4 protein-coding genes are annotated in these 13,315 nt (G+C 55.5%); all 4 read left to right on the top strand.

The genetic code is table 11. From position 1 onward, the window contains the following. Positions 1 to 462: 462 nt before the first annotated feature. The 4 genes from KJW29_RS22990 (at position 463) to KJW29_RS22975 (ending at position 13,295) form a co-directional block, all read left to right on the top strand. Positions 463 to 2,217 (top strand): GxGYxYP domain-containing protein, encoded by a 1,755-nt coding sequence (locus KJW29_RS22990; protein ID WP_214626362.1) that lies wholly within the window; start codon positions 463 to 465, stop codon positions 2,215 to 2,217. Next, positions 2,214 to 4,946: an alpha-mannosidase gene (locus KJW29_RS22985; RefSeq protein WP_214626361.1), complete on the top strand. Its 2,733-nt coding sequence runs from the start codon at positions 2,214 to 2,216 to the stop codon at positions 4,944 to 4,946. The genes KJW29_RS22990 and KJW29_RS22985 overlap by 4 nt, the downstream gene beginning before the upstream one ends. Positions 4,947 to 4,979: 33 nt before the next feature. Beyond that, on the top strand, positions 4,980 to 7,664 hold the full coding sequence (locus tag KJW29_RS22980; protein ID WP_214626360.1) for an alpha-mannosidase: 2,685 nt from the start codon (positions 4,980 to 4,982) through the stop codon (positions 7,662 to 7,664). A 609-nt stretch (positions 7,665 to 8,273) separates the two neighbouring features. After that, positions 8,274 to 13,295 carry an S-layer homology domain-containing protein gene (locus KJW29_RS22975; RefSeq protein WP_214626359.1) on the top strand — a complete coding sequence of 1,674 codons (5,022 nt, stop codon included), beginning with the start codon at positions 8,274 to 8,276 and terminating at the stop codon, positions 13,293 to 13,295. Positions 13,296 to 13,315: the final 20 nt, after the last annotated feature.

Genomic DNA, 13,315 nt, shown 5'->3' with positions numbered 1-13,315 from the left:
CCGATTGTTTTGAGAATGCCGCTGGACAGGCTTCTCTAGGGCGTGTAAGCAAACCTCGAAGGGAGCAGATTATGCCGAATTTTCGTTCCATGCAAGACGCTTTTTCGAAGGCGTACCGGGGGTACGTCAAGGAAAAGCAACGCAGCAGGGGGCGAAAAGGCGATGTAAGATGCCCCTAAGCGGGTTTGTATACACGTCCTAGTATAAGAGAGGAGCGAGAGACGAAAAATGAAGTATTCTACAGACACGTTTAAAAATTCTACGCAGTTTGTATCCGCTTGCAACAAAGTTCGCGAAGCATGCAATGAATCGCGTTTCCTTAAGGAATGAAAGCGTTGTCGTAGGATAATGAAAGGTTTGTGTAGGATAATCAATGTCTAATTGCGGATGATCATCCTACAATAGAAGTGCCCATAAGGGCGGCCGTTTCCAAACGGCAAGGAGTCAACGAGGAGGATCGCGATGTACCATTTTCAGGCCTCGGCTTATATCCATTCCTTCACCGGTCCCGAAAACAACAAGCTGAGATACGACCTGTTGAAAGCTGTTTCCGCCTTGCAGGGGTTGGTTAACCGGGATCGCTGCAGGCTATATATGACGTTTATGGATGAGACGGACGAATACTGGCTGAAGCATTACCGATCCGCGGATGGGTTTCTGTCAGAAGAGGACTGGCACGAGCTGAAAGACTGGGATGAATTGCTGAATGCTTTCAAGCCCTGGCTGACGGGCGTCGTGTTGTGGGACGAGGAGGTGCCGGCCACCTCCAACGTGGCCGCGACCATCTGCGGCGTCGAAGGGCTGCTGCCGGTACGATACGATCCGTCGCCGGGATCGTTTTACAGTCAATTCATTGCCGGGGATCGACGTCTTCCCGTCAAACGCAGCCTGATCGGTCTATTCTCTGGAACCGGCACGATTCCGGGCAGCGGGTCGCCAAGCACGGGCAGCGCCAAGTGCGACGCCTACCTTTGGGCCAAGGAAAACTACCTGGACGCCGAATTGTGCGACCCGACGCTGCTTGCCTATTATCTGGACGGCCATCGATGGATTCCGGACGGGGAATGGTATCCGGATTTGAACAATACGATGCTTTCCAATCACGACTATTATATCGCTCGCAAAGCCTTCTTCTTTGATCTCAGTCCGTGGGACGACGAGACGCCCGGCGATGATCCCGACCAGCCGCCAGGGGCCGACCTGCGGACGATGAAGGACATTTTGCTGAGCCAATACCGCAACAGCGGGAGCAAACAAATATTTACAATCGGCGGCTTTACGCCTTGGTACGTGAAATATACGGATGCCAGCCTGTGGCCCGGCAAGCACGGCGCGATCGAGACGGAGTGGAGGCATGCGGAAATCCTATCTTGCTACAATGCGATCATGGACGCGGACGCTTACGGCTTGTCCGGCATGGCGAACGCTTCGATCCACCGCCATTATTCGCTCAGGGAACGGTATGAGCAATCAAGATCGGCCTTGGCGGCACGAAAGCCGGAGCGGGGAAAGGTTTACGTCATGTTCTATATGGGGGATTACGATTCGGCGGCATGGCTGAACGCCCATGTCGGCGTCTTGTGGGACGACCCGCGAAGAGGGGAGCTTCCGCTTGCTTGGGGCTTCAATCCCAACCTGTCGGAGCGGGTTCCGCAAGTTTTCGATTACGTCTACCGGACGAAATCGGACCGGGATGTATTTGTATCCGGCGATTCCGGGGCGGGTTACATAAATCCGACCCACTTGTTGGAGCCGAGAATTCATTCGGGTCTGCCTTCGGGCATGGATGCCTGGATCGCGCATAACCGGCGGTACTACGAGCGATTCGACCTCACGATAACGGGCTTTTTGCTTAATGGCTACGATTCCATCAACACGGAAGTCCAGAGGGGCTACGCCGAATTTTCGCCGGATGGCGTCGTTACGCAGGAGTATCAAGGACCGGGAGAGATGGACGGAACGCCGTTCCAGCAGCTTTTCCACAACATCGGACCTTATGGAACGATACGCGAAGCCGTGGATGTCGTTTACGGTAGCCTGGCGGCCACGGAAGAGCCGCAATTTATCGTCTATCGCACGGTGCTCGTGTCTCCGTCGTTTCTGGTCGAGCTGCTGGAGACGATTGCGGCGGAACGGCCGGAGATTTCGCTGGAGCCTCTGGATCCTTATACGTTCTTCGGCATGAAAAAACAATATCAATCGGAGGAGCAACGATGATAAACGTACATATTGTCCCGCATACGCATTGGGACCGGGAATGGTACCTGCCATACCAGGAGTTCCGCATTCGCCTTACCCGGCTGGTCGGCAAGCTGCTGGCGATTCTGGAGCGGGATCCCGAATACGCAAGCTTTCATCTGGACGGGCAAAGCAGCGTGTTGGACGACTATTTGGAAATTCATCCGGAAGACCGGGAACGGTTGAAGCGTTATATAACGGAAGGCAGGATCAAGCTGGGTCCTTGGTATGTGCAGCCGGATGAATCGCTTGTCAGCGGCGAATCGCTCATTCGGAATTTTCAATTGGGCATTCGGATCGCCGAGGAAATGGGAGGCAGCCAGCGCTTCGGCTACTTGCCGGACATGTTCGGCCATATCTCGCAATTGCCGCAAATTCTGGACGGTTTCGGTATGAAGGAGGCCGTGTTCTGGCGCGGTCTCGGAGAGGTCGTCACGCAGTCGGGTACGGAGCTGAAGTGGCAGGGCGCGGACGGAACGACGCTGTTCGCTTACCGGTTCCCCAATGCGCTCGGCTATAACAGCGTATTCCGCCTTCACGGCGATATAGACAAGGCCGAACGACAGTTGCGGGAGCTGTTTGAGGGGCATCTGCTGCCTCCGACAAAAGCTTCGTCGGTTCTTGTCATGGTGGGCGTGGACCATATGGAGCCGCAGGACGATTTGAGCGAAATCGTAAACAAGCTGGCGCCGCGCTTTCCGGGATACAAGCTGATCCACAGCACGATGGAGCAGTTTCTGGCCTCCGCGAAGGCGGAGACGGAAAGCATAGCAGATGGGCTGTATACGGCCGTCGGCGAGCTGAGGGATACCAATCGCTCCGTGGACGGCTCGATCAACTTTCTGTTGGCCAATGTGCTATCCTCCAGAATGCCCCTCAAGCAGTTCAACGCGAAGGTGCAGTTTGAGCTGGAACGATGGGCGGAGCCGTTCTCGGCCATATGGCACGGCATGGGAGGCGCTTATCCGGATAAGCTGCTCGCGCAGTCCTGGAAATACCTGCTCCAGAACCATCCCCACGATTCCATATGCGGATGCAGTCGCGACGAAGTGCATCGGCAGATGATGACCCGCTTCGAATGGGCCCAGGAAATCGCGGGGCAGCTGACGGAAGAATCCCTCCGTTATATCGCGTCGGAAATCGATACGTCAGCCTTGCCGGACGGGGCGATTGTGTTCCATGTATTTAACCCGCTGGAGCGCGGCCGCAAGGATACGGTGACCGTGGAGCTGATGCTTCCGGATGCCGACGCGGATATTCGTTTCTTCGAAATCCGCGACAGCGAAGGCCGCGTGCTGCCTTCGCAATGGGTGGATATGAAGCGGGAGCTGATTGCCGGCAATCATCCCGACGACGAGGTCCGGGATCTCGGCTTGCTGGATGCCGCCGTACCGCCGGAGGAGAAGGGCATTCTGGTCGGCTTGGCGTTTGTTCGCAAGGCGACCGTGCGCTTTGTCCCCCATGAGCTGCCGGGTCTCGGTTACGCGACCTTTACCGCGACGCCTGTTCGCCTGGCTTCGCCGGACACGAACACGTTGGTAGATGGCCACGCGCTGGAAAATGATTGGCTTCGGGTAGAGGTCGGCCAGGACGGAAGCGTTCGGCTTCTCGACAAGATGAGCGGCCGACACTACGATAACGTCCTCGTATACGAGGATGGAGGCGATATCGGCGACGGTTATACCTTCTCGCCGCCTTTGTTCGACGAGCGCTTCTCTACGGCGGGCCTGCAGGCTTCCATCTCCGTAACGGAAGACGGTCCGGCAAGGGGGGTTCTCCGTATCGCGCAAAGCTGGCTGCTGCCTGCCGGTTTGGAGAGCGACCGCAAGCGGCGTTCGGCGGTTAAACGAGAATGCAGCTTGACGACAGAGCTCAGCCTTGGCAAACACGACCGCTGGGTAGGCGTGACGACGCGCTTTGACAATCAGGCCAGCGATCATCGTCTGCGAGCGAAGTTTGCCACCGGCATTGGGGCCGCGCAATCATGGGCATCCTCTGCCTTCGATATGGTTAGACGGTCAACGAAGGTTGCTCAGCCTTCCGATGATCGCTGGATTGAGGATGCCGTCGGCGTGCATCCGAACCAAGGTCTGGCGGGAGTCACGAGTTCATGCGGATCGTATGGCTTTGCGGTTGCTCCTTACGGCCTTCCCGAATACGAGGTGACGCCGGGCGGCGATATTCTCGTCACGCTTGTCCGTTCTGTCGGATATCTGGGTTCTCCGGATCTGCGAACCATCCGAGGCGGAGCAGGTCCGATGTTCAAGACGCCGGAGGCGCAATGCCAGGGCGAGCTGACGTACCGGCTGGCGCTTATCCCGCATGCGGGGGACGGCGCGCAAAGCGGAGAGGCATGGCGGCGATCCGCCGAGCATCATCTGCCGGCACGCGCGGTTCAGATGCGCAAGAGCGCGGGAACGATGCCGCTTGTTCACTCTTTTGCCAGCCTCGAGGAGCCGGAAAGCCCGATCGTGTTGTCTGCGATAAAGAGGACGGAAGGCCGCGACGGTACGCTCCTCCGCTGCTTCAACCCGACGGAATCGGAGCAGTCGGCGACATTGCGGCTCGATCGGCCTGTCAAAGAAGTCTATGTACTGGATTTGGAGGAGAACCGCAAGGAACCGGTTCAGATTGCTGCGTCGGACGGCAGAGGAGTGACCCTGCATTTGGGGCCCAAGGGGATCATTACAATTGAAACGACTCATTAATTCGGGGGTTCCCGAACCATGGAGGACAGAGGCATGACACAGAAGAAAACGTATCATTTTATCGCGCATACGCATTGGGACCGCGAATGGTACATGACGTTCGAACAATTTCGGTATCGTTTGGTCCAGTTGATCGACAAGCTGCTCGACCTGCTCGAGCGCGATCCCGAATTCAAGTCGTTTCATCTCGACGGACAGACGATCGTGCTGGAGGATTATTACGCGCTGCGTCCGCATCAGAAGCCGCGTTTGGAAAGGTTGATTCGGGAAGGCCGGATTTTGATCGGTCCCTGGTATCAACAAAATGATTTGTATTTGACGAGCGCGGAGTCGACCATCCGCAGTCTGATGGAAGGGATCGGCGCATCGCGCAGGCTGGGCGGAGAGATGAAGATCGGTTACTTGCCGGATCACTTCGGGCTGACCGGTCAGATGCCGCAGCTGTTCAGGGACGTAGGCATCGACAACTGCGTGTTCGGCCGCGCCTACGATGCCGGCAAGCACGGCAGCCCGTTTTTCCGCTGGCAGTCCCCGGACGGCTCGGAGGTAACGGCGCTTCAGCTTTATTATTGGTATAACAGCGCGCAGCGCTTGCCCGGCGATCCGGATCAGTTGCAAGCCGTCTTCGACATGATCAGCGAACGCGAAGAGAACATCAATCCGACATCGCATTATCCCATGATGAACGGAGTCGATCATCTGGAGGCGCAGGAAAATCTCCCCGAGGTTTTACAGCAGCTGCGCAGCATATACGGCGACGAAATCGACGTTTTGCATAGCACGCTGCCGGATTATGTAAAGAGTGTGCAGCGGGAAATGGAAGAGCAGCCGGCAGGGACTTATCCCGTCCTGCAAGGCGAGCTCCGGGAGGCACCCGAATACAATATTTTGGCCGGCACGTTATCGAGCCGCATCTACATCAAGCAAGCGAATGTGGAGGGCCACGATCTCATCGAGAAATGGCTGGAGCCGCTGTCGACATGGTGCGCCATGCTGGACCTGGATCCCTACGATAAGGAAGGAATCCGTTATGTCTGGAAATTGTATATGCAGAATCATCCGCATGACAGCATATGCGGCTGCAGCCAAGACGCCGTGCACGATGAGATGATGGACCGGCACCGGCGCGTAAAGGAGCTGACGGAAACCATCATCGGCCGAAAGCTCGGGATTATCGCGAGGCAGGTTGACAGTTCCGGGTATGAACGGGACGACCAGAAGCTGCTCGTCGTCAATACGTCGCAGTTGGAAGCTGCGGAGGTCATCCGAACGCCCGTGTATTTCCTGGATGACGAGAAGGTGGAGTCCTTTTCCATCGAGGACGAAAACGGGCAGCCGCTTCCTTATCGCCTGGTATCGGAAGCGCCTAGCCGCGTGCAAGTGATCAGTCCCATTAATTTGCCCGGCGTTATCGGCGTGAAACGCTGCGATATCGAGTGGCAGCCGCGCGTGCCGGCGCTGGGGTATGCGGCGTATCGCGTGCGCCAGCATCGGGAGGGCGTAAGGCTGCAGGATGCCGGGAATCCGGAGACGTCGATTATGGAGAACGAGCGGCTCAGGGTCGAGCTGCAAGACAATGGCATGTTCCATGTGCTCCACAAGAAGTCGGGCCGCCGGCTGAGCAATCAAGGGCAAATTCAAAATGTCGGAGACCGCGGGGATCTGTATGTGTTTAAAGCGGTTCAAGACGGCGAAGGCGATCGGATTTGGGACGGAGCCGTTGAGTGGGTATCCAGAACCGACAATGCGCTGTATCAAGAAGCCGTCTACCGCTTCGTCTGGGAGCTGCCGATCGGGCTGGATGCCTCGAAGGAGCGCATGTCGGAGGAGACGGCGGCTAACGTCTTCGAAGTGACGCTGAGGCTCGACGCGGCTTCCGAGCGCTTGAACATACAAGTGCAGGTAGACAACGGAGTCAAGGATCATCGTCTGCGGATGTTGTTCCCGTCTGCGGATGAGGCGCTGCACGTGCTTGCGGGCGGACAGCTCGATGTCGTAAAGAGAAGCTGGGACAGCGGGAAAGCATGGGAGCGGGATGCCAACTCGCAGCCGTTCTGGAAGTGGTTTGCCCCTGTGTACAACAGCGGCGGTTCGGCGATTTTCGCCAAAGGCCTGCATGATTACGAGATGCTGGACGAGGGCCGCACGGCCGGCGTTACGCTGCTCCGCGGCGTCGAAACGATCCACCTGAGAGAGAGCGTGTACATGGAGCAGGATTATCAGCCCAAAGCCCAGTGCATCGGACGGCATACGCTGGAGCTTGCGCTGAGGCCTTTCGCGGAGGAATCCGCAACCCTGCTTTATCAAGAGTCGGAGCTCTATCATCAAAGTTTACGGACGAAGCTGCTCCCGATCGATGAGGACAAATGGAACAAGGGAAGATCGTGGGTGCAGGATACGTCGCATGGCGGATTGTTTAAGCTGCCGGATCCCAACGCGTCGAAGTCCCGCCTGCCTCTCAAGGACAGCCTGGTCGAGGTGGAGGGCGACGTCATGTTATCCGCGCAAAAATGGTCGGAGGAAGGCAATCAACCTATTATTCGATTGTATAATGTGGAGTCTCGGTCGTCGGATGTCGCCTTGTCCGTTGCCGTACCGATCAATGGCGCAATGATTGCCAATATCATCGAGGAGCAGCAGGGAACGGTGGATGCTTTAGACAATCGTATTACGTGTTCAATCGCCGCAAAGAAGTTTGTTACTTATAAGCTGGTATAGACCAAAGAGCCTTCCGGATGCTGGAGCCGGAAGGTTTTTTCATCGTTATTACAACATTTATAAAATATCAGGTTTAACGGATGATAACGCGAGTGCAAGTGCGGTACGAGGAGAGGCCAATCGTATACCGCAGAGGAAAATAGAGGGAAAAGTTCCCTATAATCGGCGGGAATCAGACTAATGGCCCGGCTTAGAGGGAAATGTGCCCTTTAATCGGGTTGAGACTGCTCCTAGTCCGGCGATTTGGGCTGATTAGAGGGAGGATTTCCCTCTAAAGCGCAAGCAAGGGCGGAGTTGGGGCCATTAAAGGGCGTTTTTCCTTTTATTTGAGCTAACGGACAGGAGTGGCTCTATAGGGGCGAAATAAATGGCCGGCGCGAGGAGCAAGGCGGCAAAACAAGATGCCTCGTTGTTCCACGCCCTCGTCTGTTCTGCCCATCCGGCGCAATAAAACAAATTCTATTCCCTTCCGCTCCTCCCTCTACGACTTTGTTAAAAATTAAATCTACTCTGTAGAATAATGAATGGCATGTTGCGAGGCGGTATAGTAATTTTAAATGCGAGTAATAGAAAACGCTTACACAACAGAGAGACGAAAGGAGAATTTACATGAAAAAAAGATTCGGAACGTTATTATTAGTGATTGCGTTGTTGGTATCGAACTTGACGGGGATCAGACTGCCGGCCGCGGAGGCGGCTCCATCGCCGCCAACGGTGCACGTATTCGATTTGAAATCATTTATCGCCGAAAAGGAAGTGCTCAGCCAGAAGGTCGCGTACGACTATCTCAAGCTTGCAACCGCGTTGCAGGGCATCGTGAACCGCGATCAGCCGCAGCTCTATTTCTACTACGAGAGCAATTCGATCGCTACGCAGGCCAATGTGGAAACGGACAAATACTGGCTGGCAAAGCTTAGAGCCTCGAATCGGCTTTTGGACGGCTATGAGCTGGATGACTCCTTGAGCTTTGCGCAGCTTCTGGATCTATTCCTCCCATCCGTGGAGGGAGCCGTCGTGTGGGACGAGAACGTTCCGGCTACCGCAAACGTCGCTTCAACGGTAGCGGGGGTCGAAAACCTGCTGCCCGTGCGTTACGACCTATCGCCTGACAGCTTGTACACGGATATCGTCGTTAACCGCAACACGGAAGTGGTCGTGGATCTTAACGGCAAATTCAGCGGAACGGGCCGGATCCCGGATATTGGCCGAGAAAGTACGGGAAGCGCCAAAAACGATGCTTACCTATGGGCTAAGGCCAAGTATCTGGATACCGATCAAACAAATCCAATGTTGATGGTCAATGCGCTTGACGGCATCTCATGGAACTTCAATGAAGGTTCGACGCCTTATAGCGCGAAGGTCATCTCCGCTTATATTCCTCGGAAGATTGCCGCTGGCCAAACGGCCATGATATCGTTGACGGTCAAGAACACGGGTACCGCCACGTGGAATGCCGACGACATGTATCGGTTAGGCTCCAAGTCCTTGAATTCCATCACATGGACGGGGTTTCCGGATGGCGGAGCGAGCTCTGCTCCCGATGGCAGCCAACGCGTTTTCCTAAATGTCGCGGATCAAATCGGACCGGGACAAACCAAGCAGTTCCGATTCTCGTTGCAAGCGCCCGCCAGCGTAGGAGAGGTCGTGTTCAATGCCAACGTGGTGAGGGACGGAGTCACGTGGATGTCGGGATCGGGCATCGCCCAAAGCATCGAAATCGTGGATCCGGCGGACATGGAAGGCGATCGAATGCCTGCAACGATCGAAGACGCCCCGCCGATTCCGACTGACGAGGGCAGCCTGATCGCAAGGCTGATCGAAGAAAATTTGCCGGATGTTATGCAGCCCGGGGCCATCCTGCCAGTGACAATCGAGCTGGAAAACACGGGGACGCACCCCTGGTCCGAGTCGCTCCTGACGCGGTTTGCCCCGACGGACAACAATCATTTTCAGTGGGGCGCGCTAAACGGAGGGTATGCAATTGGAACCAACAACGCCAGAATATTCATGGATGGCGTAACGGAAACGGACGGTACGTATGCCTTCCGCTTTACGATTCAGGCGCCGACAGCCGAGGGGACGCATACGTTCCAGGCTCAGATGATTCGGGACGGAGTAGCCCGATTTGGACCGACAATTACGAAGTCGATCATTGTGGGGAAACCCAGTGCAATCGATCCTCTCGATGATCCCGATCGAACGCCGGCGACAACGGTAGAGACGCCGCCTGTCTCCTTAAGCGAAGGCACGCTGGCCGCCCAGTTGATCGCGGAAAATCTGCCGGATCGGATGGAGCCGGGATCGGTCATCAAGCTGTCCATGACGTTTAAGAACACCGATAGCTTCGCGTGGTCCGAGGATGCCTTGGTCCGCTTCGCGTCTACGGACAACAATGGATTGATGTGGGGCCATTTGACCGGCGGTTATGCGTTGGCCTTAAATAATGCCCGCATATTTATAAACGGAATAACAGGACAGAACGAGGATTACACGTTTACCTTTACGATCGAAGCTCCGTCCACGGAGGGGGAATATACCTTCGAAGCGCAAATGATTCGGGACGGTTCGGCCCGATTTGGCCCGATCATCAAGAAAACAATACAGGTGGGCAAGCCGCTGCCGCCGGAGGAAGTTATCGACAAAGACGACTTCTCTTATCCCGACCTGTTTAACAGCTCGTTGCCCAATGCCGATTATTATATCGCCAACAAGTCGTTTTTCTTCGACCTCAGTCCAGACCAGACAAGCATCCCAAATGATGACAAGGGTCAGCCGCTCGGCACGGATTACCATACATTAATTGAATTGCTGAGCGCGCAAAACAGCAAAGCGGGCAGAAATATTTTTACGGTAGGCGGGTTTGTTCCTTGGTATATCAAATACACCAGCTTAATCGATCCTGTCGGAGCCAATTTAACCGAGTATGAAATGGAATGGCTGTATCTGGACATCATTTCCGCCTACAACGCGCAGAAGGATGCGGACGCGTTCGGCCATGTCGGCTTGTCCAATGCCTCGGTGTTCCAGCATGATCCGTTGTCGGGTCCGTACGAGCAGAGTAACGACAAGGGAGACAACGACATTGTTTTGGAGGAAGGGAAAAAATACATCACGTTCTACATGGGGGATTTCGACGGAAGCTCATGGGCCAACGGCGCGTTTCCGGTCATGTGGGACGATCCCAAACGCGGAGAGCTCCCGCTGGGCTGGGCGCTGGTGCCCAATACATCCAAACGCGTTCCGCAGCTCTACAATTATATTTACGAGACCATGAGTCCCAACGATTATTTCGTGGCGGGTAATAACGGCTCGGGTTACTTGAATCCCATGATGCTGTTGGAGGAGAATCGTCCGGCGGGGCTTCCGGATTTCCTGAATGTGTGGGAGGAGTACAACACGGCGATGTACAATAAGTTCGACCTGGATATTACCGGCTTTTTCATAAGCGGCAATTCCGGCATTACGCCGCTGAGAGTACAGGACACCTACAGCAGATTCTCGCCGATGGGCGTCGGCAATCATGAGGGATTCGAACAGAAAGTCGTAAACGGAACGCCGTTTGCGCCCGTTATCGCGATGGGACATGACGTATCGGATTCGGCGCAGTACGGCGAGGAATTGGTTAATGAGTTGAAGAGAAGGGACTTCCTCAATGTCAAGGTCGTGCTGACTCGCCCTTCCGCCATTGTTGGCGCAATCGACTATATTAGAGAGACTTATCCGGATCTGGATTTCGAAGTGGTCGATCCCTATACTTACTTCCGATTGTTTAAGGAAGCGGGAGCGGACGGAAGCTCGGGCTCCAATGATTTAATAAAAAAATACGATTCTTTGAAAGCCACGGAGATTATCGCGGTCGACGGCGTGGCGGAGCCCGGGGAATGGGAGGACGCCGATGAAATCGTCGTCAGTCCGAATTCTGCCGACGTTAAGCGTTACGGCACGGTATGGGGTTCCATGGAAGACGAAGCCGATCTTACTTCGCGTTACCGCGTTCGCTGGGACGAACAACATCTGTATCTATTGGAGACAAGGACGGACGACTCGCTGAACTTTACCGAAACGGGAGCGCAAATGTATTTGTCCGACGCGACGATGCTGTTCCTGGATCTCAATCATGACAAGCAAGGCGGCAGATATGCGGACGGAGATTACGCGCTGTTCATGACGCCAAGCGGACCGGATGGCCAGCCGCATATGTTTATCCGCGAAGGACATTCGGCCGGTGCGCAGGAGAGCGCATACACGGATGGCGACATTGCTGCGGTTATCACGGATACGGGCTATACAATGGAAGTGGCTATTCCTTGGTCATCGCTGCAAGTACAGCCATTCGAACCAGCAACGAACCGGCAAATTGGCATGAGCGTGCTTGCGACCGATAATGACGGTCCTAATAATTGGGGCCAAATGATGTGGGCGGGAGATGGCGACAATCAGCAATATTGGGCGGATATGACGTTTGCCGAGAAAGCGGGAGAACCGATAGACACGCCGGCGCAGCCGAATTTTCCGGTCACGCAGCAAACGCCAGGGTTTAAATCCTTAAGCGAAGCGGATTGGAAGAAGCTGTCCGAGGGCGAAGGGATTGATATCGAGCTTGGAGCGAGCGAGAGAGGCGTTTTGTTACGGGCACATTCCACGCCATTGTCGAATAGCTCCACGCTCAGGCTGAAGAAGAACGGCGCGACACTGGCGGCATCGGGGCCTGCAATCCGGGCTCTGATGGAGGGCTGGAGCGGCGGCGGTCTTCGTTTGATGTTAAACGAGCTGACGTCGCAATTCGTTCAAAGCATGTTGGAGAAGGCAGCGGCAGCCGAATCGGCGCATGTACAGCCGCTCTCGAGCGTCATCGAAATTGGCGCGGCCAGCGAAGACGGCAAGAAGACGGCGGATAGCTTCCCCGTGCCCATAAACTTGTCCTTTGATGTACAGGCCGCGATCGGCGCCATCCCCGCGTATCTGTACAAAATACAAGCGGATGGAAAGCTGGTCTACGTGCCGAGCAAGCGAATTGGCGGAAAAATCGAAGCGGAGCTGCTCGAGCCTGGTCAATACGCGGTGTTCGAATACGATAAATCGTACGCCGATGTTCAGTCCGGTCACTGGGCGTATGCTGCCATTCGCGATCTGAGCGCCAGACAGATCGTCAAAGGGGAAGGCGGAGGCCTGTTCCGTTTGAACGGAGAGGTTACGCGAGCGACGTTCGCGGCGATGCTGGCCAGAGCCATGGGCATCAAGCCGATCGAAGAAGCGAGCTTCCCTGACGTATCCGAGGACAGCTGGTACGCGGGCTATATTGCGGCCGCGAAGCAGGCCGGATGGGTAACGGGCGAATCGGCGAGCTCGTTTAATCCTGAGGGCATCATCACGCGCGAGCAAATGGCGGTTATGATCATGCGATCTCTTCAGTCGGATTCGACGACGAATGCGCCACTCGGCGCCCATTATAAGGATGCTGCCTCAATCTCCGTCTGGGCAGCGGATGCCATTCGCACGGCGACTGGACTCGGCTTGTTAAAAGGCGGCTCCTCCGGTTATTTCTACCCGCGGAATCAAGCGGCTCGCTCCGAGGCCGCTCAAGCGATATTCAACCTGCTGTCGTATTTGGAGAACGATCGGCCAGTCTAACCTATTAGGCGGAAAATCGT

The sequence above is a fragment of the Paenibacillus agaridevorans genome (assembly GCF_018604145.1).
Lineage (GTDB): Bacteria > Bacillota > Bacilli > Paenibacillales > Paenibacillaceae > Pristimantibacillus > Pristimantibacillus agaridevorans.
Note: the sequence above shows the minus strand (reverse complement) of the source record. Positions and strands in the feature narration are given on the sequence as shown.

Excerpts from the sequence above, each read along its gene's own strand:
- KJW29_RS22985 (WP_214626361.1), top strand. The coding sequence starts at position 2,214 with ATGATAAACGTACATATTGTCCCGCATACGCATTGGGACCGGGAATGG.
- KJW29_RS22975 (WP_214626359.1), top strand. The coding sequence starts at position 8,274 with ATGAAAAAAAGATTCGGAACGTTATTATTAGTGATTGCGTTGTTGGTA.
- KJW29_RS22990 (WP_214626362.1), top strand. The coding sequence starts at position 463 with ATGTACCATTTTCAGGCCTCGGCTTATATCCATTCCTTCACCGGTCCC.
- KJW29_RS22980 (WP_214626360.1), top strand. The coding sequence starts at position 4,980 with ATGACACAGAAGAAAACGTATCATTTTATCGCGCATACGCATTGGGAC.